Origin of the sequence: Salmonella sp. JXY0409-18 (assembly GCF_020268625.1) — a bacterium.
Taxonomy (GTDB): domain Bacteria; phylum Pseudomonadota; class Gammaproteobacteria; order Enterobacterales; family Enterobacteriaceae; genus Salmonella; species Salmonella enterica.
Genome location: NZ_CP084216.1, coordinates 3381924 through 3408757 on the forward strand (window position 1 = coordinate 3381924; position 26834 = coordinate 3408757).

Annotated in this window: 28 protein-coding genes and 1 pseudogene; 14 read left to right on the forward strand and 15 right to left on the reverse strand. The window is 54.8% G+C overall.

Annotated features, from left to right (window positions below):
- Positions 1–133 precede the first annotated feature (133 nt).
- The 5 genes from phnR (at position 134) to phnV (ending at position 4842) form a co-directional block, all read left to right on the forward strand.
- Positions 134–853: a phosphonate utilization transcriptional regulator PhnR gene (gene phnR / locus LDB27_RS16590; RefSeq protein ID WP_000836273.1), complete on the forward strand. Its 720-nt coding sequence runs from the start codon at positions 134–136 to the stop codon at positions 851–853.
- 197 nt (positions 854–1050) lie between these two features.
- Positions 1051–2064 (forward strand): 2-aminoethylphosphonate ABC transporter substrate-binding protein, encoded by a 1014-nt coding sequence (gene phnS / locus LDB27_RS16595; RefSeq protein WP_000778004.1) that lies wholly within the window; start codon positions 1051–1053, stop codon positions 2062–2064.
- A 5-nt stretch (positions 2065–2069) separates the two neighbouring features.
- Complete coding sequence (gene phnT / locus LDB27_RS16600) at positions 2070–3179, forward strand: 2-aminoethylphosphonate ABC transport system ATP-binding subunit PhnT (protein WP_000928796.1); 1110 nt, start codon at positions 2070–2072, stop codon at positions 3177–3179.
- A 2-nt stretch (positions 3180–3181) separates the two neighbouring features.
- Positions 3182–4042 (forward strand): 2-aminoethylphosphonate ABC transporter permease subunit, encoded by an 861-nt coding sequence (phnU, locus tag LDB27_RS16605; protein ID WP_000052721.1) that lies wholly within the window; start codon positions 3182–3184, stop codon positions 4040–4042.
- Positions 4043–4044: 2 nt separating this feature from the next.
- The gene (gene phnV, locus LDB27_RS16610; protein WP_000909790.1) at positions 4045–4842 is read left to right on the forward strand and encodes a 2-aminoethylphosphonate ABC transport system, membrane component PhnV; all 798 of its coding nucleotides are present in this window, start codon (positions 4045–4047) and stop codon (positions 4840–4842) included.
- Positions 4843–4885: 43 nt separating this feature from the next.
- Here phnV and thiI read toward each other — a convergent pair whose 3' ends face one another.
- Complete coding sequence (gene thiI, locus LDB27_RS16615; protein WP_000668648.1) at positions 4886–6334, reverse strand: tRNA uracil 4-sulfurtransferase ThiI; 1449 nt, start codon at positions 6332–6334, stop codon at positions 4886–4888.
- Between the two features lie 209 nt (positions 6335–6543).
- On the opposite strand from thiI, the gene xseB reads away from it, so the two are divergent.
- The 5 genes and pseudogenes from xseB to LDB27_RS23965 form a co-directional block, all read left to right on the forward strand.
- On the forward strand, positions 6544–6786 hold the full coding sequence (xseB, locus tag LDB27_RS16620) for an exodeoxyribonuclease VII small subunit (protein WP_001124944.1): 243 nt from the start codon (positions 6544–6546) through the stop codon (positions 6784–6786).
- Positions 6787–7686, forward strand: a complete 900-nt coding sequence (gene ispA / locus LDB27_RS16625) for a (2E,6E)-farnesyl diphosphate synthase (protein WP_000348074.1) — start codon at positions 6787–6789, stop codon at positions 7684–7686. It abuts the gene before it with no gap.
- A 23-nt stretch (positions 7687–7709) separates the two neighbouring features.
- Complete coding sequence (dxs, locus tag LDB27_RS16630; protein ID WP_000006777.1) at positions 7710–9572, forward strand: 1-deoxy-D-xylulose-5-phosphate synthase; 1863 nt, start codon at positions 7710–7712, stop codon at positions 9570–9572.
- A gap of 56 nt (positions 9573–9628) precedes the next feature.
- Positions 9629–10603 (forward strand): aldo/keto reductase, encoded by a 975-nt coding sequence (locus tag LDB27_RS16635; RefSeq protein WP_001199873.1) that lies wholly within the window; start codon positions 9629–9631, stop codon positions 10601–10603.
- A 7-nt stretch (positions 10604–10610) separates the two neighbouring features.
- Positions 10611–10699 (forward strand): annotated as a pseudogene (locus LDB27_RS23965) (hypothetical protein); the annotation flags it as partial.
- A 7-nt stretch (positions 10700–10706) separates the two neighbouring features.
- Here LDB27_RS23965 and pgpA read toward each other — a convergent pair.
- From pgpA to nrdR, 6 genes are all read right to left on the reverse strand, one after another.
- A complete protein-coding gene (gene pgpA / locus LDB27_RS16640; RefSeq protein ID WP_000154059.1) occupies positions 10707–11222 on the reverse strand; it encodes a phosphatidylglycerophosphatase A in 516 nt (171 codons plus the stop codon).
- Complete coding sequence (gene thiL, locus LDB27_RS16645) at positions 11200–12177, reverse strand: thiamine-phosphate kinase (RefSeq protein WP_000752147.1); 978 nt, start codon at positions 12175–12177, stop codon at positions 11200–11202. The genes pgpA and thiL overlap by 23 nt, the downstream gene beginning before the upstream one ends.
- Positions 12178–12255: 78 nt before the next feature.
- Positions 12256–12675, reverse strand: coding sequence for a transcription antitermination factor NusB (gene nusB, locus LDB27_RS16650; protein WP_000801129.1), 420 nt, complete (start codon positions 12673–12675; stop codon positions 12256–12258).
- Positions 12676–12695: 20 nt separating this feature from the next.
- Entirely contained in the window at positions 12696–13166 is a 471-nt protein-coding gene (gene ribE, locus LDB27_RS16655; RefSeq protein WP_001021372.1) for a 6,7-dimethyl-8-ribityllumazine synthase, read from the reverse strand.
- A gap of 88 nt (positions 13167–13254) precedes the next feature.
- The gene (ribD, locus tag LDB27_RS16660) at positions 13255–14358 is read right to left on the reverse strand and encodes a bifunctional diaminohydroxyphosphoribosylaminopyrimidine deaminase/5-amino-6-(5-phosphoribosylamino)uracil reductase RibD (protein ID WP_001150225.1); all 1104 of its coding nucleotides are present in this window, start codon (positions 14356–14358) and stop codon (positions 13255–13257) included.
- A gap of 3 nt (positions 14359–14361) precedes the next feature.
- Positions 14362–14811 carry a transcriptional regulator NrdR gene (gene nrdR, locus LDB27_RS16665; protein ID WP_000543533.1) on the reverse strand — a complete coding sequence of 150 codons (450 nt, stop codon included), beginning with the start codon at positions 14809–14811 and terminating at the stop codon, positions 14362–14364.
- Positions 14812–14962: 151 nt separating this feature from the next.
- Here nrdR and LDB27_RS16670 point away from each other — a divergent pair, with 151 nt between their 5' ends.
- Complete coding sequence (locus tag LDB27_RS16670) at positions 14963–15502, forward strand: DUF3251 domain-containing protein (protein ID WP_000198486.1); 540 nt, start codon at positions 14963–14965, stop codon at positions 15500–15502.
- Positions 15503–15801: 299 nt separating this feature from the next.
- The gene (locus LDB27_RS16675; protein WP_000752021.1) at positions 15802–16665 is read left to right on the forward strand and encodes a nucleoside-specific channel-forming protein Tsx; all 864 of its coding nucleotides are present in this window, start codon (positions 15802–15804) and stop codon (positions 16663–16665) included.
- 83 nt (positions 16666–16748) lie between these two features.
- Here the strand turns inward: LDB27_RS16675 and LDB27_RS23885 are convergent, their stop codons facing one another.
- From LDB27_RS23885 to queA, 7 genes are all read right to left on the reverse strand, one after another.
- Positions 16749–16856, reverse strand: a complete 108-nt coding sequence (locus tag LDB27_RS23885; protein ID WP_000176312.1) for a type I toxin-antitoxin system toxin Ldr family protein — start codon at positions 16854–16856, stop codon at positions 16749–16751.
- Between the two features lie 437 nt (positions 16857–17293).
- Entirely contained in the window at positions 17294–17641 is a 348-nt protein-coding gene (yajD, locus tag LDB27_RS16685) for an HNH nuclease YajD (RefSeq protein WP_000974818.1), read from the reverse strand.
- A 93-nt stretch (positions 17642–17734) separates the two neighbouring features.
- Positions 17735–18706, reverse strand: a complete 972-nt coding sequence (gene secF / locus LDB27_RS16690; protein WP_000046629.1) for a protein translocase subunit SecF — start codon at positions 18704–18706, stop codon at positions 17735–17737.
- A gap of 10 nt (positions 18707–18716) precedes the next feature.
- Entirely contained in the window at positions 18717–20564 is a 1848-nt protein-coding gene (gene secD, locus LDB27_RS16695) for a protein translocase subunit SecD (RefSeq protein WP_000934811.1), read from the reverse strand.
- Between the two features lie 27 nt (positions 20565–20591).
- On the reverse strand, positions 20592–20924 hold the full coding sequence (gene yajC / locus LDB27_RS16700) for a preprotein translocase subunit YajC (RefSeq protein WP_000007628.1): 333 nt from the start codon (positions 20922–20924) through the stop codon (positions 20592–20594).
- A gap of 22 nt (positions 20925–20946) precedes the next feature.
- Positions 20947–22074 (reverse strand): tRNA guanosine(34) transglycosylase Tgt, encoded by a 1128-nt coding sequence (tgt, locus tag LDB27_RS16705; RefSeq protein WP_000667305.1) that lies wholly within the window; start codon positions 22072–22074, stop codon positions 20947–20949.
- A 196-nt stretch (positions 22075–22270) separates the two neighbouring features.
- On the reverse strand, positions 22271–23335 hold the full coding sequence (gene queA / locus LDB27_RS16710; RefSeq protein WP_001266524.1) for a tRNA preQ1(34) S-adenosylmethionine ribosyltransferase-isomerase QueA: 1065 nt from the start codon (positions 23333–23335) through the stop codon (positions 22271–22273).
- Between the two features lie 93 nt (positions 23336–23428).
- Here queA and acpH point away from each other — a divergent pair, with 93 nt between their 5' ends.
- Both acpH and LDB27_RS16720 read left to right on the forward strand, forming a co-directional pair.
- A complete protein-coding gene (acpH, locus tag LDB27_RS16715) occupies positions 23429–24010 on the forward strand; it encodes an ACP phosphodiesterase (RefSeq protein ID WP_001009858.1) in 582 nt (193 codons plus the stop codon).
- A gap of 209 nt (positions 24011–24219) precedes the next feature.
- Complete coding sequence (locus LDB27_RS16720) at positions 24220–24822, forward strand: peroxiredoxin (protein WP_000244731.1); 603 nt, start codon at positions 24220–24222, stop codon at positions 24820–24822.
- Between the two features lie 71 nt (positions 24823–24893).
- Here LDB27_RS16720 and malZ read toward each other — a convergent pair whose 3' ends face one another.
- The gene (malZ, locus tag LDB27_RS16725; protein ID WP_000930717.1) at positions 24894–26711 is read right to left on the reverse strand and encodes a maltodextrin glucosidase; all 1818 of its coding nucleotides are present in this window, start codon (positions 26709–26711) and stop codon (positions 24894–24896) included.
- Positions 26712–26834 lie beyond the last annotated feature (123 nt).

The following is a 26834-nucleotide window of genomic DNA, read 5'->3' on the forward strand; positions in this document are numbered from 1 at the left end:
TACCTTTGGTCTATACCAGATTGCATTTATCATGACGATCTTTGCCGCGACGGGTCAAAGAGAAAATCGCGCTGCAACAAAAAATTCATCTCTGCTTGTATAATGGCGGCAGGCAAAACGGAAGCGAGTAAGCATGAAATCTATCCCGGGCGATATCCCGCAGTACCTGTTGATCAAGGCGCAGCTTCAGGCGCGTATTCAGAGCGGTGCGTTGAAAAGCGGTGATAAACTGCCGTCTGAACGCGAACTGTGCGCGATCTTCAACACCACGCGCATTACTATTCGCGAAAGCCTGGCGCAGCTGGAGTCCAGTGGGCTTATCTGGCGCGCCGATCGTCGCGGTTGGTTCGTTACGCCGGAACGCCTGTGGCTGGATCCGACCCAGAACACCAACTTCCATAAGCTTTGCCGCGAGCAGGGGCGGGAGCCAAAAACCGCGCTACTGAGCGGCGTGTTAACCACCGTGCCTGTCGAGGTCATGGAGTCCCTCCAGCTCCAGCCGTTTGATCAAATTTATCTGCTGACCCGTCTGCGTTACGCCGATGGCCGCGCCGTGTGCTACTGCGAAAACCATTGTTTGCCCGCCCGCGTGCCTGAGCTGCTGCAGTACGATCTCAACGGCAGCCTGACCGAGGTATACGAGTCGCACTACAACCTCGTCTATACCAGCATGCATCTGTCATTCTACCCCACCGCCATGCCTGCGCAGGCCGCACAGGCGCTGGGAGTTATGGAAGGGCGCCCGGCGCTGTTGCTGCGCCGTCTGAACTACGATCAACACGGGCGAGTGCTGGATCTGGATATCGAATACTGGCGTCACGACAGCCTGCGCATTGAGGTAGATACCCACTAGCGGATGCGCCGGATGTTGGCTGCGAGCCTTATCCGGCCTGTCAATCGTATCGTCTCACGGCTATCCGGATAAGCGCAGCATCATCCAGCGTGGACTGATTTATTTCTTTTTCATCGTTTTGTCACATAAGCCGTTTAGCGTAAAAAGCAAACCTGGTATAGGCCAGAAAATGCAATGTACGCTATGAGGCTATTACGATGAAACTTTCCCGACTTGCTCTGCTGTCTGTCTTCGCTCTCGCCAGCGCCCCGTCATGGGCGGAATCAGTGGTCACGGTGTACTCCATCGACGGGCTGCACGATGGCGATAACAGCTGGTACCAGGTGCAGTTTGACGCATTCACTAAAGCGACCGGCATTACCGTACGCTATGTTGAAGGCGGTGGTGGCGTGGTAGTGGAACGTCTGGCAAAAGAGCGTACGAATCCGCAAGCCGACGTGCTGGTAACCGCGCCGCCATTCATTCAGCGCGCCGCCGCCGAAAAGCTGCTGGCGAACTTTAACACCGACGCCGCATCGGCTATCCCCGATGCCAACAACCTTTATTCGCCGCTGGTAAAGAACTATCTGAGCTTTATCTACAACAGCAAGCTGCTGAAAACTGCCCCGGCGCGCTGGCAGGATCTGCTTGACGGTAAATTCAAAAATAAACTCCAGTATTCCACGCCAGGTCAGGCCGCTGACGGCACGGCGGTAATGCTGCAGGCTTTCCACAGCTTCGGCAGTAAAGATGCCGGTTTTGCGTATCTCGGCAAGCTGCAGGCCAATAACGTCGGGCCATCTGCCTCTACCGGCAAGCTAACCGCGCTGGTTAATAAAGGTGAAATCTACGTCGCTAACGGCGACCTGCAAATGAACCTCGCGCAGATGGAACGTAACCCGAACGTGAAAATCTTCTGGCCGGCCAACGACAAAGGCGAGCGCAGCGCGCTGGCCATCCCTTATGTCATTGGCCTGGTCCAGGGGGCGCCGCAGAGTGAAAACGGTAAAAAGCTGATTAACTTCCTGCTGAGTAAAGAAGCGCAGACTCGCGTCAGCGAACTCTCCTGGGGAATGCCAGTACGCAGCGACGTGACGCCGAGCGACGAACATTACAAGGCCGCCACTGCCGCGTTGGAAGGCGTGCAAAGCTGGCAGCCAAATTGGGATGACGTAGCCGTTTCGTTGTCGGCAGATATTAGCCGTTGGCACAAAGTGACCGAAAGCGAGTAAGCCTGATGCTGATGAAAACGACCGCCGTTCACGCCCCTGCATCGCAGGGGACATCGGGGATAGTCCTCGACTCACTGCGCGTTGCGTATCACGGCAACGTGGTGCTTAAACCGCTCTCTTTGACGATTGAACCTGGCGAAGTGCTGGCGCTGATTGGCCCATCAGGATCTGGAAAAACGACGGTGCTGCGTGCGGTTGCGGGATTTGTGCAACCTGCAGGCGGCCGTATTCTGATTGGCGATACGGACGTCACCCATCTGCCACCCTATAAACGCGGGTTGGCGATGGTGGTGCAGAACTACGCCTTGTTCCCGCATCTGAAAGTGGAAGACAACGTCGCTTTTGGCCTGCGTGCGCAGAAGCAGCCAAAGGCGCTAATTAATGAGCGTGTAACGCAGGCGCTGAAAACGGTTGGCATGAGTGATTACGCCACCCGTTATCCGCATCAACTTTCCGGCGGCCAGCAGCAACGCGTGGCCATCGCCCGCGCGATTGCCGTGCGCCCGCGCGTGCTGTTGCTGGATGAACCACTGTCAGCGCTGGACGCACAGATTCGTCATAATATGGTGGAAGAAATCGCCCGTCTTCACCGTGAGCTGCCGGAACTCACTATTCTCTACGTCACCCACGATCAAACGGAAGCGCTCACCCTGGCCGATAAAATCGGCATTATGAAGGATGGCTCGCTGATTGCTCACGGCGAAACCCGCGCGCTATATCAGCATCCGCCCAATCGTTTTGCCGCCGAATTCTTAGGTCGCGCCAATATTCTCTCCGCCATTGCGCTGGGGATAACGGAGATTCCGGGGTTGGTGGACGTCAGCTGCGGCGGTGCGGTGATTCGCGCGTTCAGCCGGGGCAGCCACCACGGTTACAACAAACTGCTGTGCATTCGTCCTCAGCACCTCAGCCTGACGCCGCGTTCGGCCTACAGCAACCGCTTCAACGCCACACTGCAATCGGTGCACTGGCAGGGCGATTTAACCCATCTGTTGTGTGACGTTGCTGGCGAAACGGTGCGGATGGTGTTGACGCATGTCAATCCGCTGCCGCGCGTGGGCGACAAGCTGGCGCTGTGGTTCGAACCGGATGATGCGGTCCTGATTGAGGTATAACCATGTCACTCATTTTACCTCTGGAAAAACCGGCGCTTAACCTACGCCCGCTGCTGTGGCTGCTGCTCCCGTTGCTGGTGCTGGCGACACTGTTTTTCTGGCCTCTGTCGCTCATCGTTGAACAGGCGCTACGCGGTGCCAATGGCGAGATCGGGCTCGAGACCTTCCGCCAGGTGGTCGACTCGAAACGCTTTGTCGGCGCGTTGCTGAACACGTTGCAAATCGCCTTTTTCGCCACCGCCGGTTGCCTGCTGCTGGGCAGCGTGATGTCGCTGATTCTGGTGTTTATTCCTTTCCCCGGCAGCGAGTGGATTGGTTGGGTCGTCGATACTTTTATTGCGCTGCCGACCTTCCTGATTACGCTGGCGTTCACCTTTATTTATGGGTCAGCGGGTCTGCTCAACGGTACGCTGATGAGCCTGTTTGCCTTTGAGCTACCGCCGGTAGATTTTCTCTACTCGATGCAGGGCGTCATTCTGGCGGAGATCACGGTGTTCACTCCTCTGGTGATGCGGCCACTGATGGCCGCGCTGCGGCAAATTGATAAAAGCCAGCTAGAAGCAGCCAGCATTCTGGGGGCGCACCCGTTACGGGTGATTGGGCAGGTGATTTTCCCGGCGGCGCTACCGGCGCTGATGGCTGGTGGCAGCCTGTGCCTGCTGTTGACCACTAACGAGTTCGGCATCGTACTGTTTATTGGCGCGAAAGGGGTTAACACCCTGCCGATGATGGTTTACAGCAAAGCGATTCTGGAGTCCGACTATACGGTCGCCTGCATGATTGCGTTGATTAACATTGTCTTGTCGCTGGGGCTGTTCTCCCTCTATCGCCTGGCGGCATCACGTACCGGCGTAAGGAGCTAGCCATGCTAATTTGGTCACCTAAAGGACGCGCAGCGGCGGGCGTTGTGGCTAGCGTACTGTTTATCGTGTTCTTTTTCCTGCCGCTGGCGGTGATTCTGATGTCCAGCCTTAGCCAGCAGTGGAACGGTATTCTGCCGAGTGGCTTCACGCTGAACCACTTTGTTAACGCTCTGCACGGTGCGGCATGGGATGCCCTACTTGCCAGCCTCACGATTGGCTTTTGCGCCAGCCTGTTTGCGCTGCTTTGCGGCGTTTGGGCGGCGCTGGCGCTGCGTCAATATGGGGTGAAAACGCAGAAATGGTTAAGTATGGTGTTCTATCTGCCGAGTGCGATTCCGTCAGTGTCCGTGGGCCTGGGCATTCTGGTTGCTTTCAGTCAGGGACCATTGCAAATGAACGGCACCCTATGGATTGTGCTGACAGCGCACTTTGTGCTGATTTCCGCCTTTACCTTCAGTAACGTGTCGACCGGACTGGCGCGAATTTCCGCCGATATTGAAAACGTCGCGTCGAGTCTAGGGGCATCGCCCTGGTATCGTCTGCGTCACGTGACGTTGCCGTTATTGATGCCGTGGATGATGTCAGCGCTGGCGCTGAGTTTATCGCTCTCCATGGGGGAGTTGGGCGCGACGATGATGATTTATCCGCCGGGCTGGACGACGCTACCGGTGGCTATCTTTAGCCTGACCGACCGTGGAAATATCGCCGACGGCGCGGCGCTGACCATTGTGCTGGTGGCCATTACGCTGCTGCTGATGATGAAGCTGGAGCGCATTGCAAAACGGTTGGGGCACAAATAAAACGGTAGGCCGGGTAGGACATAGCCGCCCCCCGGCAAAGGAATTACGGACGATACACCTTCACATTGGCAAACCCCTGCTCGCGCAGATAGAGCGCCTGCAGGCGACTCATTACGCCGCGTTCGCACCATAGCAGCCAGGTTTTGCTCTGATCGAGGTCGCCAAATTTAGTGCTCAGCTTGTAGAAAGGCAGCGAAACGACGTCGACGCCTTCCACTTTCAGCGGCTTGTCATCCTGCTCATCGACAGAACGGATATCCAGAATCACATCGTTGGCGCCAAAACCGCTCACGGTTTCTACTTCCACCACCTCCTGCTGGGTCTGCTGGGCGATTTCACGAATATCGACGTTGTTCGCTTCTTCTACCACCTTATCGAGAATACTGAAGTCGAAATTTTCTTCTTCGGCTTCAATTTTCGCTTTAATGGCTTTCACCGTCGGACTTTTTGAAATCACGCCACAGTATTCCGGCATCGTACGGGCAAAATCTTCCGTACCAATCTGGCGCGCCAGGTTGATAATGTGCTCTTTATCGTAAGAGATCAGCGGGCGCAGGATCAGCGTGTCAGACACGTTATCGATCAAGCGCAAGTTGGTTAGCGTCTGGCTGGACACCTGGCCCAGCGCTTCGCCGGTCACCAGCGCCTGTACGCCGTAACGTTCCGCCACTTTCGACGCCGCGCGTACCATCATACGTTTGAGCACCACGCCCATCTGGCCGTCGTCAACTTTCTCCAGAATCTCGCCGACCACCGGTTCGAAGTTAATCGCCACAAAACGCACGCGATGGGAGCTGCCAAAGCGGTTCCACAGGTAATGCGCCACCTGGCGAACGCCGATTTCATGCGCCGCGCCGCCGAGGTTAAAGAAGCAGTAGTGTACGCGGCAGCCGCGACGCATCAGCATATAGCTGGAGACGCCGGAGTCAAAACCGCCGGAGATCAGCGACAGCACATCTTCCTGGGTGCCAATCGGGAAACCGCCAATACCTTCATAACGCCCTTTGATCAGCAGCAGGCGATCATCTTCCACTTCCAGATGCACCGTCACATCCGGGTTAGTGAGCTTCACGCGCGCCGATTCAATATGCTGATTTAATCCGCCGCCGACATAGCGTTCCACCTCAATGGAGCTAAACTCATGCTTACCGCGACGTTTTACGCGCACGCAGAAGGTTTTGCCTTCAAGCTGCTCGCGATACTGCGCCAACGCTTTCTCGAAAATGTCGTGCATATCGGTGAACGGCACATCTTCGACTTCAAGAATATGGTGAATCCCCGGAATGCGGGTCAGCGCGTCGCGAATCGCCAGACGCTGGTTTTCATCTTTGGCGCGAACTTCAATGTTATCCCAGTGACGGACAACCGCGAGGGTCTCATCGTAGTGCTTTAAAACGTTACGGATGTTCCCGGTTAAAATTTTTATAAAGCGCAAACGCACAGATTGGCTTTTGATAGTGATTTCCGGGAACAATTTAATGATAAACTTCATGGCGGCAATGGTTCTTTAGCAAGCTATCTAAGGCTTGTCGTGGAGAAATAGTACAGCAGCCCATATCTACGGCTGCATCCAGGCGCGGAAGTATATCACTATCACGGACATCTTGCGCATTTCCCCTTACCATTGCGCGTTATTTGCTTATCAGTGTGAGTCCGTTACCATAGACTTGTGCTGCCATTACAGAGAGTCAAACAGTCATCATGCCGAAGAAAAATGAGGCGCCCGCCAGCTTTGAAACTGCGCTGAGCGAGCTGGAACATATTGTTACCCGCCTGGAAAGCGGCGATTTGCCGCTGGAAGACGCGCTGAATGAATTCGAGCGCGGCGTACAACTGGCGCGTCAGGGGCAGGCAAAACTGCAGCAGGCGGAACAGCGCGTGCAAATTTTGCTGTCTGATAATGAAGAGGCTTCACCTGAGCCTTTTATCGCGGATAATGAGTAAATGGACTTTACGCAGCAGCTACAGGCTTGCGTAACGCAAGCGAATCAGGCGCTGAGCCGTTTTATCGCGCCACTGCCCTTTCAGAACACTCCCGTGGTCGAAGCCATGCAGTATGGCGCATTATTAGGCGGTAAACGCCTGCGGCCATTTCTGGTTTACGCCACCGGTCAAATGTTTGGCGTCAGTACGGCAACGCTGGATGCGCCAGCTGCGGCGGTCGAATGCATTCATGCCTATTCGCTGATCCATGACGACCTGCCAGCAATGGACGATGACGATTTGCGTCGCGGCCTGCCGACTTGCCATATTAAATTTGGCGAAGCCAACGCAATCCTGGCGGGAGACGCGTTGCAAACGCTGGCGTTTGCCATTATCAGCGACGCGCCGATGCCGGAAGTCGCCGATCGCGATCGTATCGCGATGATCGCCGAACTGGCGAACGCCAGCGGCATCGCCGGTATGTGCGGCGGTCAGGCATTGGATCTGGCGGCAGAAGGCCAGCGGATCACTCTGGACGCGCTGGAACGCATTCATCGCCATAAGACCGGCGCGCTCATTCGCGCCGCCGTTAGACTTGGCGCGTTGAGCGCGGGCGATAAAGGACGGAATACTCTGCCGATACTTGACCGCTATGCAGAGAGTATCGGCCTTGCCTTCCAGGTTCAGGATGACATTCTGGATGTGGTGGGCGATACTGCAACGTTAGGTAAACGTCAGGGCGCAGACCAGCAGCTTGGCAAAAGTACCTACCCTGCACTTCTGGGTCTTGAGCAAGCCCGGAATAAAGCCCGGGACCTGATAGAGGACGCCCGTCAGTCGTTACATCAGCTGGCCGCGCAATCACTGGACACCTCGGCACTGGAAGCGCTAGCGAACTACATAATCCAGCGTGATAAATAAACCCCATATCCAATGAGCTTGCGATGAGTTTTGATATAGCCAAATACCCTACCCTGGCATTGGTCGACTCCACCCAGGAGTTACGACTGTTACCGAAAGAGAGTCTGCCGAAACTCTGCGACGAGCTACGCCGCTACTTACTCGACAGCGTAAGCCGTTCCAGCGGGCACTTCGCTTCCGGGCTGGGCACGGTAGAACTTACCGTGGCGCTGCATTATGTCTACAACACCCCGTTTGACCAGCTAATCTGGGATGTTGGACACCAGGCTTATCCACATAAAATCCTTACCGGTCGTCGCGACAAAATCGGCACCATTCGCCAGAAAGGCGGTCTGCACCCGTTCCCGTGGCGCGGAGAAAGCGAATACGATGTGCTGAGCGTTGGGCATTCCTCCACCTCCATCAGCGCCGGTATCGGCATTGCCGTGGCGGCGGAGAAAGAAGGCAAAGATCGCCGCACCGTCTGTGTGATAGGCGACGGCGCCATCACCGCCGGTATGGCGTTTGAAGCAATGAATCACGCAGGCGATATCCGGCCCGACATGCTGGTCATTCTGAACGACAATGAAATGTCGATTTCGGAAAACGTCGGCGCGCTCAACAACCATCTGGCGCAGCTACTTTCCGGTAAGCTTTACTCTTCTCTGCGCGAAGGCGGAAAAAAGGTCTTCTCCGGCGTACCGCCAATTAAAGAACTGCTCAAGCGTACCGAAGAACATATTAAAGGCATGGTTGTGCCGGGCACACTGTTCGAAGAGCTGGGCTTTAACTACATCGGGCCGGTCGATGGTCACGATGTCATGGGGCTTATCAGCACATTGAAGAACATGCGCGACCTGAAAGGCCCGCAGTTCCTGCATATCATGACCAAGAAAGGCCGCGGCTATGAGCCCGCGGAAAAAGATCCGATCACTTTCCATGCGGTGCCTAAATTTGATCCTTCCAGCGGATGTTTGCCGAAAAGCAGCGGCGGTCTGCCCGGTTATTCAAAAATCTTCGGTGACTGGCTGTGTGAAACCGCCGCCAAAGACAGCAAACTGATGGCGATCACCCCGGCAATGCGCGAAGGTTCCGGCATGGTGGAATTTTCACGTAAATTCCCGGATCGCTATTTTGACGTCGCCATCGCCGAGCAGCATGCCGTCACCTTCGCCGCAGGCCTGGCGATTGGCGGCTATAAGCCCGTCGTGGCGATCTACTCTACTTTCCTGCAACGCGCCTACGATCAGGTCATCCATGACGTCGCTATCCAGAAACTGCCGGTCATGTTCGCCATCGATCGCGCCGGTATCGTTGGCGCGGATGGACAAACACACCAGGGCGCGTTCGATCTCTCCTATCTGCGCTGCATCCCGGATATGGTGATCATGACGCCAAGCGACGAAAACGAATGTCGCCAGATGTTATTTACCGGGTATCACTATAACGACGGCCCGACGGCAGTACGTTATCCACGCGGTAATGCGCAGGGCGTGGCGCTAACCCCGCTGGAAAAACTGCCTATTGGTAAAGGCCTTGTGAAGCGTCATGGCGAAAAACTGGCGATTCTGAACTTTGGCACCTTAATGCCTGAGGCGGCGAAAGTCGCCGAAGCGCTGAACGCCACGCTGGTCGACATGCGCTTTGTTAAGCCGCTGGACGACACGTTAATTCTGGAGATGGCCGCGCAGCATGACGCGCTGGTGACGCTGGAAGAAAACGCCATTATGGGCGGCGCTGGCAGCGGCGTAAACGAAGTGCTAATGGCCCATCGTAAACCTGTACCTGTGCTGAATATCGGCCTTCCGGATTTCTTTATCCCGCAAGGAACGCAGGAAGAAGCCCGCGCGGAACTGGGGCTCGACGCCGCAGGCATTGAAGCCAAAATCAAGGCCTGGCTGGCATAATCCCCTCTTTGCTCCTGCTATGCTTGAAGAGTGACGGGTATAACAGGAGCGGAGTCATGCAATACAACACGTTAGGAAATACAGATCTTCGGGTGTCCCGCCTTTGTCTGGGCTGCATGACATTCGGCGAGCCGAGTCGCGGCAATCACGCCTGGACGCTTCCCGAAGAGAGCAGCCGTCCCATCATCAAGCGCGCCCTTGAGGGCGGCATTAACTTTTTTGATACCGCCAACAGCTACTCCGACGGCAGCAGCGAAGAGATTGTCGGCCGCGCGCTGCGTGATTTCGCCCGGCGCGACGAGGTGGTGGTAGCGACGAAAGTCTTCCATCGCGTCGGCGATCTGCCGGAAGGATTGTCCCGCGCGCAAATCCTGCGCTCTATTGACGATAGCCTCACCCGTCTGGGAATGGAGTATGTCGATATCCTGCAAATCCACCGCTGGGATTACACCACGCCAATAGAAGAAACTCTGGAAGCGCTAAACGACGTGGTGAAGGCGGGTAAAGCCCGCTATATCGGCGCTTCCTCAATGCACGCCTCACAATTTGCCCAGGCGCTGGCGCTACAAAAACAACACGGCTGGGCGCCGTTTGTCACCATGCAGGATCACTATAACCTGATCTACCGCGAGGAAGAGCGAGAGATGCTACCGCTGTGCTGGCAGGAAGGCGTTGCCGTGATTCCGTGGAGTCCGCTGGCGCGCGGACGCTTAACTCGCCCTTGGGGAGAAACCACGGCCCGGCTGGTCTCGGATGACGTGGGTAAAAATTTATACGATGAAAGCGATAAAAATGATGCGCAAATAGCGGAACGGCTGGCTGGCGTCAGCGAGGCGCTTGGCGCAACGCGAGCGCAGGTCGCGCTGGCCTGGCTGCTCAGCAAACGAGGCGTCGCCGCGCCGATTATCGGCGCTTCGCGTGAAGAGCAGTTAGATGAGTTGCTGAATGCCGTTGATTTAACGCTCAAACCGGAGCAGATTGCCGAACTCGAAACACCGTACAAACAACATCCGGTGGTGGGATTTAAATAATCTGCCATTGCCCGATGGCGCGGCGCTTATCGGGCCTGCGAAATCGACATATTGTTCGGGGAGAGGCCGGATAAGGCGTTTACGCCGCCATCCGGCAACCCCTTTAAATAATACCGAGCGGCCAGTGATGACCGATAAAATACAGTATGCCGGCGGATATCACCCCGGCGACGATATCATCGATCATTATCCCCATGCCGCCGTGCACGTTGCGATCAAACCAACGAATCGGCCAGGGTTTCCACATATCCAGAATGCGGAAAATAATGAACCCGGCAGCCACCCACTGCCAGTCCGTCGTCGGCAACGCCATCAGCGTTATCCACATACCGATAAATTCGTCCCAGACAATACTGCCGTGGTCGTGTACGCCCATATCTTTCGCCGTCTGATGGCAAAGATAAACGCCAATGCAGATCCCAAACATCACAACCAGCGAATAAAGCTGCCACGGCAGAAACGTCATCAGATACCAGAAGGGGATAGCCGCCAGCGAGCCCATCGTGCCCGGCACCACGGGGCTCAGCCCGCTGCCAAAGCCGGTAGCGAGCAGATGCCACGGATTGCGCAAATTCAGGCGGCTTTTCGCAACATCTTTATGGCGTGGCAAAATGGTCATATCCTTTCCAGTCAAAGGTGACAGGCATTCCGTCACGTACAAAATTCAGCCCTTCAATATCTGCGCTCATTTGACCTATGCAGGTAAAGGGAACACCCAGTTGACCAATGGCGACATCCAGCGCGCCACGGTTCAGTTCCGGCACCGTAAAGCACAGCTCATAGTCTTCGCCGCCGGAAAGCGCCCAACGCAGCGCCTGCCCGTCATCAACATGGCGCATCATCGCATCGGATTTTGGCAGCGCATCAACTTCTACTCTTGCCCCACAGCCGCTGGCCTTGACGATATGCCCCAGATCGGAAATCAAACCATCGGAAAGATCGATAGCCGCGCTGGCGATATCACGCAGCGCCTGGCCGTGTAAAATACGCGGCGTCGGGCGTAAATGCCGTTGAATTAAATAGTGAGCGTCTGTCTCCTCCGACACCTGTAGCCGGTTTTGCAAAACCGCCAGCCCGGCAGCGCTGTCGCCCGGCGTACCGGTGATATAAATCCAGTCGCCCGGCTTCGCGCCAGATCGCTTGAGCGCGCGCCCTGCCGGGATATAACCGTGGATACCCAGCGTCATCGACAGCGGTCCACGCGTGGTGTCGCCGCCAATGAGCTGCATATCGTAGTAATTCAATAGCGCAAACAGACTGTCGCTAAAAGCCTCCAGCCACGGCTCATCCACTTCCGGCAACGTTAACGCCAGCGTTAACCAGGCCGGGTCGGCCCCCATCGCGGCCAGATCGCTTAAATTCACCGCCAACGCTTTATAAGCCAGATCGGCAGGATCGATATTGGGGAGGAAGTGGTTGCCCGCCACCAGCGTATCGGTACTGATCGCCAGGGTCTGCTTTTCAGGAATATTCAGGAGCGCGCAATCGTCGCCAATACCGGTTTCAACATCAAGACGAGAGCTTCTTACACGGTCAAAATAACGGGCAATCAGGGAAAACTCGCCACATGCCATACGTTATGCCTCAGCAGAAAAAAAGAAAAGGCCGGAGACGGCGGGTATCGATCGCCCGCTATCTTTCCGGCCTGTGAATCACTTTTTGTTAGGACGAATCACCGGAGCTGCTTTATCCAGTACGCCGTTGACGAATTTGTGGCTGTCTTCAGCGCCAAAGGTTTTCGCCAGTTCAATCGCTTCGTTGATGGCCACTTTATAAGGCACATCGCTGCGTTTTGACAGCTCAAACAACGCAATACGCAGCACGGCTTTTTCAACCTGTCCCAGCTCTTCAAGCAGGCGGGACAGATACGGTTTCATTAAACCATCCAGGTACGCGCTGTTAGTCGCCACCCCGGACAGCAGTTCACGGAAATAGAGAACGTCGACGTCTTTTACGTCCTGTTCCGCCAGGAACTGGTATTCAACATCAGCGATGTCGTTCTGGGACAACTGCCAGGAGTAAAGCGCCTGGACGGCACACTCACGGGCGCGGCGACGAGCAGCAGGTTTCACGGAATTCCCCTTACAAAAAATCAGGCCTTAATGGCTTTCAATACATTAATCATTTCAAGCGCGGTCAGCGCAGCTTCTGCGCCTTTATTACCGGCTTTTGTACCAGCACGTTCGATGGCTTGTTCAATACTCTCGGTGGTCAGAACACCAAAGGCTACCGGCACGCCACTGTCCTGGGCAACGCTTGCCAGGCCATTGCTGGCGCCGCCTGCCACATATTCAAAGTGCGCAGTCCCCCCGCGAATCACGGTTCCCAGCGCAACCACGGCGTCATATTTACCGCTTTTCGCCAGCGCTTCGGTCGCCAGCGGCAGTTCATAGGCGCCAGGCACCCACACTACGGTAATATTATCATCTTTTACCTGACCAATACGCGTCAGGGCATCAACCGCGCCATCCAGCAGGCTGTCGTTGATAAACTGATTGAAACGCGCAATAGTGATGGCGACACGAGCGTCAGGGGCTGCAACGTTAGCTTTAATAATGTTCATATTCTCTCTTCCAGGGTTCATTTGGCCCCGCAGGGGGGCGGATTTTATCATAATAATTTGAGCGCTGCTCCCCTTTCGACGGGAGAACTCATGCGCTCACCATATGCAGGCAAACATCCGGGCCGACATGGCGTATTTCGCTGAAGGTAAATTGCGGCGCGTCGGCGAGCTTCTCAAGCCCCGGCAATTCGCATAATCCCCGCGCCTGGGTTCCCAACAATTTAGGCGCGACATAGACAATCAGTTCATCCACCAGCCCGGCTTGCAGCAACGCGCCCGCCAGTCCCGGTCCGGCTTCAACCCATATGCTATTAATCTGCTGCCTGCCTAACTGCATCATCAGCACAACCAGATCCAAATGTCCGTTGTGCGCCGGCACGCTGATAGTACGAACCGAATCGGGCCACGCGCGGCTATCTTCCTGGGTACGCGCAATCCACGTTTCGCCAGGCTGCTGCACAATACGATGCGCAGGCGTTACCCGGTTTTGGCTGTCGATAACAATTCGCACCGGCTGGCGCAGATTTTCCTGCGGGTAAGACGCCTGCGTAGAGGCGTCTAACTCCGCCCAACGCACCGTCAAGGCCGGATCGTCAGCCAATACCGTCGCGCTACTGGTTAAGATAGCGTGGCTTTGCGCACGCAAGCGCTGAACGTCACGCCGGGCCTGCGGCGAGGTGATCCACTGGCTTTCGCCGCTGGCCATCGCCGTCCGTCCATCCACGGAGGCGCCCAGTTTAAGCTGAAGATAAGGGAATCCGGTACGCATCCGTTTGAGGAAGCCTTTATTGAGCGCCTCCGCTTCACTCATCATTAACCCGTGGCTGACCGCAATACCCGACTGTTGCAGACGATACAGTCCGCGCCCGGCGACCTGTGGGTTCGGGTCCTGCATCGCGGCGACCACGCGCGCGACGCCGGCCGCAATCAGCGCATCGCAACATGGCGGCGTTCGCCCATGATGGCTACAGGGTTCAAGCGTGACATAGGCGGTTGCGCCTTTGGCTTTTGCGCCCGCCATCCGCAGCGCATGAACCTCGGCGTGCGGCTCTCCGGCGCGATGGTGATAACCTTCGCCGACGATGTCGCCATTGTTAACAATGACACAACCGACATTAGGGTTCGGGTGAGTGGTGAAACGTCCACGCTGCGCCAGTTTTAGCGCTCGCGCCATGTAAAATTCATCCTGCATGGCTTAGTCCTGTAGGCGAGCGATTTCTTCGCCAAAGTCTTTAATATCTTCGAAACTGCGATAGACGGAGGCAAAGCGAATATACGCGACTTTATCGAGTTTTTTCAGCTGCTCCATGACCAGGTTGCCAATCATCTTGCTGGGAACTTCACGCTCCCCAGTGGCACGTAATTGTGACTTAATATGGTTCAATGCCATTTCAACATCATCTGCGCTGACGGGTCTTTTTTCCAGCGCTCTCAACATGCCGCTACGCAGCTTATCCTCATTAAAGGGTTCGCGCACATCGTTGCTTTTTATCACGCGCGGCATGACCAGTTCAGCCACTTCAAAGGTCGTAAAGCGTTCATTACACACCAGACACTGCCGACGGCGGCGCACGGACGAGCCCTCGCCTACAAGACGAGAGTCAATGACTTTGGTATCTACGGCGAAACAAAATGGGCAATGCATACGGCGTCCTGACCAGATGATTTAGGAAATGCTATTTTACCCTGAACTGGCGCGACAACAAAGGCGGAGCGCTTTTGAGATAAAGGATCGGTGCCTTTGTGCGTATAGCGCACTACCATTACGCTATCGGACCACGAAGGAAATGATCGACATGACAAGACGTTACCTAAGAATTCTCCTGGTGGGAAGTCTCTTGAGCCTGACCGCCTGCGCGCCGCAGAGCGAAGTTCGCCAGATGCATCAAAGCATTAGCACCCTGAATAAAGAGATGACCCAACTGAATCAGGAAACGGTAAAAATTACCCAACAAAATAAGCTGAATGCGGAGTCAACCCGCGGCGTCTATTTGTTGCCTGGCGCCAATACGCCTGCCCGGCTGGAGAGTCAGATCGGTACGCTACGTATGACATTGCTGGAGATTACGCCTGTCGCAGACGGCGCTCACGCAACGTTACGCATTCAGGGCGAGTCCCGCGATCCGCTGCCGGCATTCAGCGCTACCGTAGAGTACGGGCAAATTCAGGGCACTACGGAGAACTATCAGGAGGTGAATGCACAGAGCCTTCTGGTAAATGCCCCTGCCAGTTTGCTGGCGCCCAGTGATGTCAATATTTCGTTACCGTTGAAGGGGATCACACCGGCGCAGTTAGGCTTCATTCGCATCCATGATATTCAGCCTGTTAATCAATAAACGTTCTGGCGGAGCGTTTTGTGCGTTCCGCAACATCCCCCGCGCGACTTTTGTTGCCCTACTGACATTTCCGTCATTTATGACATGGATTGGTAATATTCATGAAAGATAGTGCTGTCGCCGCGCCTAAAGTGCGCAAACGTGAACGCAATCGATTACGTAAATGATAGATATGTGAAACAAGACATATTTTTGTGAGCAATGATTTTTATAATAGGCTCCGCAGAAACACGAAATATTTAGAAACGCAAATTGCGTTCTTTTCACTCCCGCAAGGGATTTCAAACAGTGGCATACATATGAAAAAAACTTTACTCGCAGTCAGCGCAGCGCTGGCGCTCACCTCATCTTTTACTGCTAACGCAGCAGAAAATGATCAGCCGCAGTATTTGTCCGACTGGTGGCACCAGAGTGTAAACGTAGTAGGCAGCTACCATACCCGCTTCTCGCCGAAGCTGAACAACGACGTCTATCTGGAATATGAAGCATTTGCCAAAAAAGACTGGTTTGATTTCTACGGCTATATCGATATTCCCAAAACCTTTGATTGGGGTAACGGCAACGATAAAGGTATCTGGTCCGACGGTTCTCCGCTGTTCATGGAAATCGAACCGCGTTTCTCGATTGATAAGCTGACCGGCGCAGACCTGAGCTTCGGCCCGTTTAAAGAGTGGTATTTCGCCAACAACTACATCTACGATATGGGCGATAACAAAGCCAGCCGCCAGAGCACGTGGTATATGGGTCTGGGGACCGATATCGACACCGGCCTGCCGATGGGCCTGTCGCTGAACGTGTATGCGAAATATCAGTGGCAAAACTACGGCGCGTCCAATGAAAACGAATGGGACGGCTACCGTTTCAAAGTAAAATACTTCGTCCCCATCACCGATCTGTGGGGCGGTAAACTGAGCTATATCGGCTTTACCAACTTTGACTGGGGATCTGATTTAGGCGACGATCCGAACCGTACCAGCAACTCCATCGCTTCCAGCCATATCCTGGCGCTGAACTACGATCACTGGCACTACTCGGTCGTTGCACGTTACTTCCATAACGGCGGACAGTGGCAGAATGGCGCAAAACTGAACTGGGGCGACGGCGATTTCAGCGCGAAATCTACCGGCTGGGGCGGCTACCTGGTCGTGGGTTACAACTTCTAAACCTGCAAAAAAGGCCAGAGGTCGCCCTCTGGCCCGTTTCGGGCGCATGCTGCCATCCGGCGGCGAGTCGCGCCCACTTCACATTACTTCCGGCGATGCCACCAGCCTAAAAACAGACCTGTCGCAATCCCGACCAGCGTTGGTGCCGCCAGATCGTGCCAGATAGTAATGCTCAACTCTGTGAGCGTCATATTGCCGCCTTTGTTGCAATGGCAACGGTTCGCGGCTATCCTCAACTTGTCTAGGGTCAAGTTAGCCCCCGTAATGTTGCCGGTGAATACCGAACAATGTGCGGGGGTTTTCTCTTTCCAGCGACAAGGCCACCGGGGATCAAGCCCCCGCAACATTGCGCCTCACCGGGTTGCCCCGGCTTACCGCTGATTCTACTCTGCTCGCCAGTATCGGCAGGACTTAAAAACAAAAAAATCCCAACCTTGCGATCGGGATTCCAGTGACAATGTATGCGTTACAGGACGTTTGGGGCTGGCGACAAACTCCGGGGCTGAAAAAATGTCGGATTGCATCCGACCTACGAAAACCAATAATTCATTTATATTGCGGATTCCGTTGGGTGGAGCGAAGCGTAACCTAACATTCAACAGCATCAACAGCTTTGTCAGCAGTCTGCTTATTTCTTTTTGTTCATCATCGCTTTCAGATCGGCAAACGGGTTATAAGTCGCCTCGCCGACATCTTTTTGCGCATCTTCCCCGGCAATGACCGTCGAACCGTACTGATCGGCTTCGGTATATTTGGAATGCTCGTGATCGTGGCAGTAGAGGCACAATAGCTCCCAGTTACTACCGTCTTCCGGATTATTGGTGTGGTCATGATCGATATGATGCACCGTCAGCTCACGCAGATTTGAATACACAAACTCACGGGAACAACGTCCGCACACCCACGGAAACAGCTTCAGCGCTTTTTCACGATAGCCGCTTTCCAGGCGCGCGTAGTTTTTTGGGATGATAGCCATGATAGTTCCTCATGCAATCGAGTTTATTCTGGATAATAAAAAGCCGCAGCACCCTGCGATGTTGCGGCTTTTTTCAGTCATGTTAACGCCAGCTTACGGCAGAATGGACGGCTGATCCGCCCCTTCTTTTTCGACTTTCTGCTGCAGCATATGCTCGCGCTTCATACCGAGTTTCAGCGCCAGCGCCGATGCGACATAGATAGAAGATGCCGTACCAATAGAGACACCGATCAGCATCGTCAGCGAGAAGCCTTCCAGTACCGGACCGCCGAAGAGGTACAGCATCAGAATTACCACTAACGTCGTCCCGGAGGTAATCAACGTGCGGTGTAGCGTCTGGGTCAGCGACACGTTAAAGATTTCGTAAGGCGTCCCGCGACGGATTTTGCGGAAGTTTTCACGAATACGGTCAGAGACCACGATACTGTCGTTCAGCGAGTAACCGATCACCGACATCAACGATGCCACAATGGTCAGGTCAATCTCGATATGGAAAAGCGACAGTATCCCCAGCGTAATGATCACGTCGTGCGCCAGCGCGATGACCACCCCTGCCGCCAGTCGCCACTCAAAGCGGAAACCGACATAAACGAGGATAGAGATCAACGCCACCAGCAGCGCCATAGCGCCGGTTTGCGCCAGATCGGCACCCACGCTTGGCCCCACGAATTCAATACGCTTCACGGCCGCGTTCTGGTTGGTGGCTTCATTAATGATCGTCACCACTTTGCTACCCAGCACCTGACCACCGGTTTCGCCTTCGGTTGGCGGCATACGCACCATAATGTCGTGACTGCTGCCAAAGTTCTGCAACTGCGGCTCTTCATAGCCCGCTTTTTGCAGCGCTTCGCGCATCACGTCCATTTCAGCCGGTTTTTCCAGCGTGATTTCAATTACCGTACCACCGGTGAAATCCAGCCCCCAGTTAAACCCGCGTACGCCCATAATGACAATGGCCGCGATCAGCAACAGCCCGGAGATGCCGAATGCCCAGAAGTCCCAGCGCATAAAGTCATAGACTTTACGGCCGTGGTTTAGTTGTTCAACAGTGTATTCCTGTGCCACATCGCACTCCTCAGATTGACAGCTTAGTGACGCGCTTGCCGCCATATAGCAGGTTTACGATAGCACGCGTACCGATAATCGCGGTAAACATCGACGTCGCCACACCGATACCGGTCGTAATCGCGAATCCTTTAATTGCCCCGGTACCGACAGCATACAGAATGATGACTTTAATCAGCGTCGTGATGTTCGCATCGAAGATGGAACTGAACGCGCCGGCATAGCCTTCGTTTATCGCCTGCTGTACCGTGCGGCCATTACTCAACTCTTCTTTGATACGTTCGTTAATCAGAACGTTGGCGTCGACCGCCACCGCAAGGGTTAACACAATACCCGCAATCCCCGGCATACTGAGCGTTGCCCCCGGCAACAGCGACATGATACCGACAATCAACACCAGGTTAGCCACTAACGCGCTGGTCGCAATCAGACCAAACTTCTTATAGAAGAAGATCATGAACAGGATGGAGACCACCAGACCGGCCAGACAGGCTTCCAGGCCCTGCTTAATATTTTGCATACCCAAAGTCGGGCCAATGGTGCGCTCTTCAACGATCTGAATCGGCGCAATTAGGGCGCCCGCACGCAGCAACAACGAGAGCTGACGCGCTTCGTTCGGGTTGCTGATACCGGTAATACGGAAGCTGTTACCCAGCCGAGACTGGATGTTGGCAATGTTAATCACCTCTTCCTGTTTCACCAGTACAGCGCGACCGTTAGCGTCTTTCTTACCGCTGTCTTTATACTCCACAAACAGGGTCGCCATCGGTTTGCCGATATTGTCCTTAGTGAAGTTAGACATGATATTGCCGCCTGCGCTATCCAGCGAGATGTTAACCTGCGGTTGGTTATATTCATCCTGGCTGGACGTCGAGTCGGTGATATGGTCGCCGGTGAGGATCACGCGTTTGTACAATACCACCGGCTGACCTTCGCGGGTCTGTTTCACTTCGGAATCACCCGGTACGCGCCCGGCAGCAGCAGCGGCCTGGTCAACGTTGGTATTCACCAGACGGAATTCCAGCGTCGCGGTCGCGCCGAGAATTTCTTTCGCACGAGCGGTATCCTGGATACCCGGCAGCTCAACCACAATACGGTCTGCGCCCTGACGCTGTACGACAGGCTCCGCGACGCCCAGTTGGTTAACACGGTTACGCAGAATATTAATGTTCTGCTGAACGGCGTATTCACGCGCTTCGCTCAGGCGCGCATCGGTCATTACCGCGCGAAGTTGATTGCCGCTCTGGCTGGAAATCACCAGGTCACGATGACGCGGCGTCAGATAGGCGATCGCCTCATCACGCGCTTTGCTGTCACGGAACGTGATGCTCAGCCCATAATTATTTTCTTTACGAACGGTGGTATAAGGAATGCCTTTTTCACGCAGATCGCTGCGCAGGCTATCGATATTTTGTTCCTGGAGTTTACCTAACGCGGTATCCATATCCACTTCCATCAGGAAGTGAACGCCGCCGCGCAGATCAAGACCGAGCTTCATCGGATCGGCGTGAATAGCCGCCAACCAGCGCGGCGTAGCCGGCGCAAGGTTAAGCGCCACGACATATTTATCCCCCAGCACGCTCATCAGCGCTTCACGGGCGCGTAGCTGGGTATCGGTGGTGTCGAAGCGCGCAAGAATAGCGCCCTCTTCCAGTGCCACAGACTTAGCGGGAATTTTTTCTTCTTGTAACGTTTTCTGGACCTGGATCAGCGTTTGCTCACTGGCGGCGACGCCGCGCACGCCAGTGATTTGAACAGCCGGATCCTCACCATACAGGTTGGGAAGTGCGTAAAGCAGGCCGACGATAATCACGACGACCAGCATGATGTACTTCCACAAAGGATAACGGTTTAACACGGCAGTTCCCTTTGGGAAAACGAAATATTACAGCGCCTTCATGGTGCCTTTCGGCAGAACGGCAGCTACGAAGTCACGTTTGATAACCACTTCCGTGGTGTCATTCAGCGCGATGGCAATGTAGCCGGCTTCCGCTACTTTGGTCACTCGACCGACCAGACCGCCATTCGTCAGAACTTCATCACCTTTCGCAATGGAGTCCATCAGCTTTTTGTGCTCTTTGGTGCGCTTCTGCTGCGGGCGCAGGATCATGAAATAGAAAATCAGACCAAACACCACCAGCATTAAAATCAGAGACATCGGGCTGCCCTGCGCCGGAGCACCTGTTGCCGCTACCGCATCAGAAATAAAAAAGCTCATTCAAATTCCCTCATTATTAAAATTAATCAACGTTCAAAGGTGGAACGGGTCGCCCCTGACGTTGGTAAAACTCGGTTACGAAGCTCTCTAATTTACCCTCTTCAATAGCCTTGCGTAAACCCGCCATCAAACGCTGGTAGTAACGCAAGTTATGAATGGTATTGAGACGCGCACCTAATATTTCGTTGCAACGGTCGAGATGATGCAAGTAAGCGCGTGAATAATTGCGACAGGTGTAGCAATCGCACTCGGCGTCAAGCGGGCTGGTGTCGCTTTTATGCTTTGCATTACGAATCTTCACCACGCCGTCGGTCACAAACAGATGACCATTACGGGCATTTCGCGTTGGCATGACACAGTCAAACATATCAATACCGCGACGCACCCCTTCCACCAGATCTTCCGGTTTACCCACGCCCATCAGGTAACGCGGTTTGTCAGCCGGGATCTGCGGGCAAACGTGCTCCAGAATGCGGTGCATATCTGCTTTCGGCTCACCGACAGCCAAACCGCCGACAGCGTAGCCATCAAAGCCAATCTCTACCAGACCTTTCACCGAGATATCGCGTAAATCTTCGTAAACGCTGCCCTGAATGATGCCAAAAAGCGCATTCTTATTGCCAAGGCTATCAAAACGGTCGCGGCTACGCTTTGCCCAACGCAATGACATCTCCATCGAGCGTTTAGCATAGTCCCAGTCTGCCGGGTACGGCGTACATTCATCAAAGATCATCACGATATCGGAACCGAGATCGTACTGGATCTCCATCGACTTTTCCGGATCGAGGAAAATCGGATCGCCGTTGATCGGGTTACGGAAGTGCACACCTTGCTCGGTAATCTTACGAATATCGCCGAGGCTGAAAACCTGGAAGCCGCCGGAATCGGTGAGAATCGGCCCTTTCCACTGCATAAAATCGTGCAGATCGCCATGCAGCTTCATGATTTCCTGACCCGGGCGCAGCCACAGGTGGAAAGTGTTGCCGAGAATAATCTGCGCGCCGGTCGCTTCCACTTCTTCCGGCGTCATGCCTTTTACCGTACCGTAAGTACCCACAGGCATAAAAGCAGGCGTTTCCACTACGCCACGATCAAACACCAGACGACCGCGACGCGCGCGACCATCGGTGGTATCTAACTCAAATTTCATTATCACTCCTGCGTCAGAAAAACAGTCCGACGTTTAACGACTCGCTACGGAATGATTCCATAGCTAATAAATTCCCGAAGGCATCATCGGCGCAGCCAGTTTGGGGTCGGCCAGCGCACAGCCACCGGAGCGTACACGCAGTACGTGAGGATGGCGAGCACTGCCCGGCGTCAAAATAGCAAGTGAGATAGCCTTCTTACGGACGCTCAAAAATAGCCTGCGGATTGTACGTGATAAACATCGCGTCCCCGTAGCTAAAAAAGCGATATTTTTGTTCTACCGCAGTCTTATAGGCATTCATGGTGTGTTGATAACCGGCAAATGCGGAAACCAGCATAATCAACGTCGATTCCGGCAGATGGAAGTTGGTGATCAGCGCATCAATCACTTTGTATTGATAACCTGGATAAATAAAGATTTGCGTATCGCCGAAGAACGGCTCTATCAAATCGCTTTTTGCCGCCTGCGCCGCGCTTTCCAGCGAGCGTACCGAGGTGGTGCCGACGGCGATAACCCGGTTGCCGCGCGCTTTCGCCGCCAGCACCGCGTCGACCACCTCTTGCGGCACCTCAGCATATTCGGAGTGCATGATATGATCTTCAATGGTATCGACACGCACCGGCTGGAAAGTGCCCGCGCCTACGTGTAGCGTAACAAACGCCATTTCGATACCTTTCTCACGAAGCGCCGCCAGCAGCGGCTCATCAAAGTGCAGCCCGGCCGTCGGCGCGGCGACGGCGCCCGGTTTTTCACTGTAGACCGTCTGGTACAGTTCGCGGTCGGCGTCCTCGTCCGGACGGTCGATATACGGCGGCAACGGCATATGGCCGATGGCGTTAAGAATATCCAGCACCGGACGCGGGTCATTAAACTCAACTTCAAACAGAGCGCCGTGACGCGCGGTCATGGTCGCGTGAATACTTTCGTCGTCGCCCAGCAGCAGTTCCGTACCCGGTTTTGGCGCTTTAGAAGCGCGAATATGCGCCAGGATGCGTTTATCATCGAGCATACGTTCGACCAGCACTTCTATCTTGCCGCCGCTGGCTTTACGGCCAAACAGCCGCGCCGGGATCACGCGGGTATTATTGAAGACCAGCAAATCGCCAGGGTTGAGCTTATCGAGCAGATCGGTGAAAGTACCGTGCGTCAGCGCGCCCGTCGGCCCCTCTAATGACAGCAAACGGCAGCGACTGCGTTCCGGCTGTGGGTAGTGGGCAATCAGGGATTCGGGTAGTTCAAAGGAAAAATCGGTAACGCGCATGACTCTGACTCAGACTAAAATAAGAGGCGGGTAGTCTAGTGCCGGGGCGTTCCCGCTGCAACCGTTACCCGCTTTTTGGACAGAGAATCAATAATGAATTTTCTTGCTCACCTGCATCTGGCGCACCTTGCCGACAGCTCGCTTTCCGGTAATCTGCTGGCCGATTTTGTCCGCGGTAACCCGGCAACACATTATCCTCCTGACGTGGTAGAGGGTATTTATATGCATCGGCGTATTGACGTCATGACCGACAACCTGCCGGAAGTTCGTGAGGCGCGAGAGTGGTTCCGCCATGAAACGCGGCGCGTGGCGCCCATTACGCTGGACGTCATGTGGGATCATTTTTTATCGCGCCACTGGACGCAAATCTCTCCTGATTTTCCACTTCAGGCGTTTGTCGGCTACGCCCATGCGCAGGTCGCGACGATTCTGCCCGACTCCCCGCCGCGCTTTGTCAACCTGAATGATTATCTTTGGTCAGAAAAATGGTTAGAGCGGTATCGCGATATGGATTTCATTCAAAACGTGCTGAATGGCATGGCGAATCGCCGTCCCCGGCTGGATGCCTTGCGTGATTCCTGGTACGATCTGGACGCGCACTACGACGCGTTAGAAGAGCGCTTCTGGCATTTTTATCCGCGTATGATGGCACAGGCCGCCCGCAAAGCGCTGTGACGGCCTGATAGCGAGGGCGTGCGTCAGATCCGCCGTTGGCAGAAAGATGGTTCGCTGTCATAAAGGGGTCATCATTACGATTTATAATGACCCGATCGATAGGCAAAAGCTGTCTCATTGATTGTCAAGACCGCATTGTTTTGTCGCTTCGCCCTCCCTATACTGCCCGCGTTGCGTTCTAAAACCCTTAATATTGCAGGAGAATTATTATGGTACTGGTTACTCGTCAGGCCCCGGATTTCACCGCTGCGGCGGTACTGGGTAGCGGTGAGATTGTTGATAAATTCAACTTCAAACAGCACACCAATGGTAAAACAACCGTTCTGTTCTTCTGGCCGATGGACTTCACTTTTGTTTGCCCGTCTGAGCTGATCGCCTTCGATAAACGTTATGAAGAATTCCAGAAGCGCGGCGTTGAAGTGGTCGGCGTTTCTTTCGACTCTGAGTTCGTCCACAACGCATGGCGTAACACCCCTGTCGATAAAGGCGGCATTGGCCCGGTGAAATACGCAATGGTTGCTGACGTGAAGCGTGAAATTCAGAAAGCTTACGGTATCGAACATCCGGACGAAGGCGTTGCGCTGCGCGGCTCTTTCCTGATTGACGCTAACGGTATTGTTCGCCACCAGGTCGTAAACGATCTGCCGCTGGGTCGTAACATCGACGAAATGCTGCGTATGGTCGACGCGCTGCAGTTCCACGAAGAGCACGGCGATGTCTGCCCGGCGCAGTGGGAAAAAGGCAAAGAAGGCATGAACGCCTCTCCGGACGGCGTGGCTAAATACCTGGCTGAGAACATTTCCAGCCTGTAAGTCAGTGCATTGATAAAAGGCTCGCCATCGCGAGCCTTTTTTATGCGTGAGGTGTTACGAACCACCTCGCCTCAACGATTCATCCATACCGTCGCGGAAATCGCGGGTAAACTAAGTCTTCCCTTGCGGATGTCACCGCTCCCCGTTTTACATTGCCATCCGGCCACGTTCAGCAACGGCAACGCTTCCAGCACTACTTCACAGGCCTCGCCCCGGTTAATCGCCACCAGCGCCCGCTGCTGCTGATAAACTCGCACGAATACCACTACGTCACCTTCGGCATACAGCGCCTGGCATCCGCCACGACGCAGCGCCAGACTGCGCTGACGCAGTTTCGCCATACGCTGGTACAGCGCCAGCAAGTTGCCGTCCTGCTTGCGTTCATCCCACGGGAACGGTTTGCGGCACATGGGGTCATTTGCACCGTCCACGCCGACTTCATCGCCGTAATAAATACATGGCACGCCGGGCCAGGTAAACAGCCAGACCACCGCCAGCGGCAGGCGCGCCGCGTCTTTACCGAGCAAGGTTTTAAAGCGCGCAGTATCATGGCTGTCGAGTTGATTAAACATGCGTAGTTGTTGCTGATGTGACAGCCCGGCGCGGTAGTTATCCATCCACGCGATACAGGTCCGGGCATCAATATGCTGTGGTTCGTAAGCGATATCAGTATTGGCGAGAAATCCCCACAGTGGGAAGGTGAAGCCGCGATAATTCATGGCGGCATCTTCCACATCGGCCTGTAGCCACTGCCGCGCATCGCCGAAATGTTCCCCCACAATATAGGCTTCAGGCTGCGCCTCTTTTGCCGCCCGGGTAATGCCGGCGACGTGCTGCAAATTGTGGCGCGCCCCGCCCGCCTCACCCAGCATATGTACGACATCCAGCCGCCAGCCGTCCATATTCCACGGTGCCTTTAGCCAGTGACGAACGATACTGTCCTCACCACGATAGATCTCATCCACCAGCGTTTCTGATTGATAATCGAGTTTCGGCAGGCTCGGATAACCCAGCCAGTCGAGCGCCACGCCTTGTGATGAAAAGGAGTACCAGTCGCGCCACGGCGAGTCCGGATGATGACACGCGCCGCCAGTGCTGCGGTTATGCCTGTCAAACCACGCATGCGAGTCGCCGCTATGATTAAACACGCCATCCAGCACCAGCCTCATGCCCTGCGCCTGGGTTTCACGCCGCAGGCGTAGCAGTGCCCGATCGCCGCCAAATTGCGGATCGACATGGCGATAATCTTCCGTGTCGTACTTATGGACGCTCGGCGCGGTAAATACCGGATTCAGATATAGCGCTGTGGCGCCCAGTTTTTTCAGATACGGCAGCTTCTCACAAATGCCATTCAGACAGCCGCCGTAAAAGGTGGAACCGCCCGCCTGGGGAGTTAAAGGATCGTCCCAGTCGCGCAGCACAATCTCCTGACCCGCGGCATGGTGGTAGTACACCCGGTCCTGATCGGCTTCACGCGTCGCGCTGCGGGCAAAACGATCCGGGAAGATCTGATAAAAAATTTGATCGGCGACCCACTGCGGGCCGCTATCCGGCGCATCAACCGCAAATTGTTCCAGACGCGCAGGCGGAAAACGGCTAAATCCCTGTGGCGTAAACCAAAGCTGGCGGTCGTGCCAAAGCAATTTAAAGCTGTAACGGCGACGTGGCTGCCCTAACGCGATATTGAGCGTCGCTCGCCACGCCGTCACGCCCGGCTGCGGCTGGCGGCGCTGTTTGCGCATCGCCAGTGAGATTTCTTCATTATCGAATTCTGAGCGCAACGTCACGCGAGACGGCGGATTTTCTCCGCTCAGCCACAGCGTAATGGTTAATTTATCGTTATGTTGCTTCACAAATGGGGCAACCGGTAGGTGCCAGGCATTCAACATCTCGTATCCCCTCTACTGAAAATGGGGCCACCTTGCCATAGAGATTTAAAGGATAACTCATCATCCAGGGGTTTATTAGGGGAGGAGACTCCAGGAGGAGAAGCGGCTCCGCTTATCCGGCCT

Bases quoted from the DNA above. Each gene is read 5' to 3' on its own strand.
- phnR (WP_000836273.1), top strand. From the start codon at position 134: ATGAAATCTATCCCGGGCGATATCCCGCAGTACCTGTTGATCAAGGCG.
- phnS (WP_000778004.1), top strand. From the start codon at position 1,051: ATGAAACTTTCCCGACTTGCTCTGCTGTCTGTCTTCGCTCTCGCCAGC.
- phnT (WP_000928796.1), top strand. From the start codon at position 2,070: ATGCTGATGAAAACGACCGCCGTTCACGCCCCTGCATCGCAGGGGACA.
- phnU (WP_000052721.1), top strand. From the start codon at position 3,182: ATGTCACTCATTTTACCTCTGGAAAAACCGGCGCTTAACCTACGCCCG.
- phnV (WP_000909790.1), top strand. From the start codon at position 4,045: ATGCTAATTTGGTCACCTAAAGGACGCGCAGCGGCGGGCGTTGTGGCT.
- thiI (WP_000668648.1), bottom strand. From the start codon at position 6,334: ATGAAGTTTATCATTAAATTGTTCCCGGAAATCACTATCAAAAGCCAA.
- xseB (WP_001124944.1), top strand. From the start codon at position 6,544: ATGCCGAAGAAAAATGAGGCGCCCGCCAGCTTTGAAACTGCGCTGAGC.
- ispA (WP_000348074.1), top strand. From the start codon at position 6,787: ATGGACTTTACGCAGCAGCTACAGGCTTGCGTAACGCAAGCGAATCAG.
- dxs (WP_000006777.1), top strand. From the start codon at position 7,710: ATGAGTTTTGATATAGCCAAATACCCTACCCTGGCATTGGTCGACTCC.
- LDB27_RS16635 (WP_001199873.1), top strand. From the start codon at position 9,629: ATGCAATACAACACGTTAGGAAATACAGATCTTCGGGTGTCCCGCCTT.
- pgpA (WP_000154059.1), bottom strand. From the start codon at position 11,222: ATGACCATTTTGCCACGCCATAAAGATGTTGCGAAAAGCCGCCTGAAT.
- thiL (WP_000752147.1), bottom strand. From the start codon at position 12,177: ATGGCATGTGGCGAGTTTTCCCTGATTGCCCGTTATTTTGACCGTGTA.
- ribE (WP_001021372.1), bottom strand. From the start codon at position 13,166: ATGAACATTATTAAAGCTAACGTTGCAGCCCCTGACGCTCGTGTCGCC.
- ribD (WP_001150225.1), bottom strand. From the start codon at position 14,358: ATGCAGGATGAATTTTACATGGCGCGAGCGCTAAAACTGGCGCAGCGT.
- nrdR (WP_000543533.1), bottom strand. From the start codon at position 14,811: ATGCATTGCCCATTTTGTTTCGCCGTAGATACCAAAGTCATTGACTCT.
- LDB27_RS16670 (WP_000198486.1), top strand. From the start codon at position 14,963: ATGACAAGACGTTACCTAAGAATTCTCCTGGTGGGAAGTCTCTTGAGC.
- LDB27_RS16675 (WP_000752021.1), top strand. From the start codon at position 15,802: ATGAAAAAAACTTTACTCGCAGTCAGCGCAGCGCTGGCGCTCACCTCA.
- LDB27_RS23885 (WP_000176312.1), bottom strand. From the start codon at position 16,856: ATGACGCTCACAGAGTTGAGCATTACTATCTGGCACGATCTGGCGGCA.
- yajD (WP_000974818.1), bottom strand. From the start codon at position 17,641: ATGGCTATCATCCCAAAAAACTACGCGCGCCTGGAAAGCGGCTATCGT.
- yajC (WP_000007628.1), bottom strand. From the start codon at position 20,924: ATGAGCTTTTTTATTTCTGATGCGGTAGCGGCAACAGGTGCTCCGGCG.
- tgt (WP_000667305.1), bottom strand. From the start codon at position 22,074: ATGAAATTTGAGTTAGATACCACCGATGGTCGCGCGCGTCGCGGTCGT.
- queA (WP_001266524.1), bottom strand. From the start codon at position 23,335: ATGCGCGTTACCGATTTTTCCTTTGAACTACCCGAATCCCTGATTGCC.
- acpH (WP_001009858.1), top strand. From the start codon at position 23,429: ATGAATTTTCTTGCTCACCTGCATCTGGCGCACCTTGCCGACAGCTCG.
- LDB27_RS16720 (WP_000244731.1), top strand. From the start codon at position 24,220: ATGGTACTGGTTACTCGTCAGGCCCCGGATTTCACCGCTGCGGCGGTA.
- malZ (WP_000930717.1), bottom strand. From the start codon at position 26,711: ATGTTGAATGCCTGGCACCTACCGGTTGCCCCATTTGTGAAGCAACAT.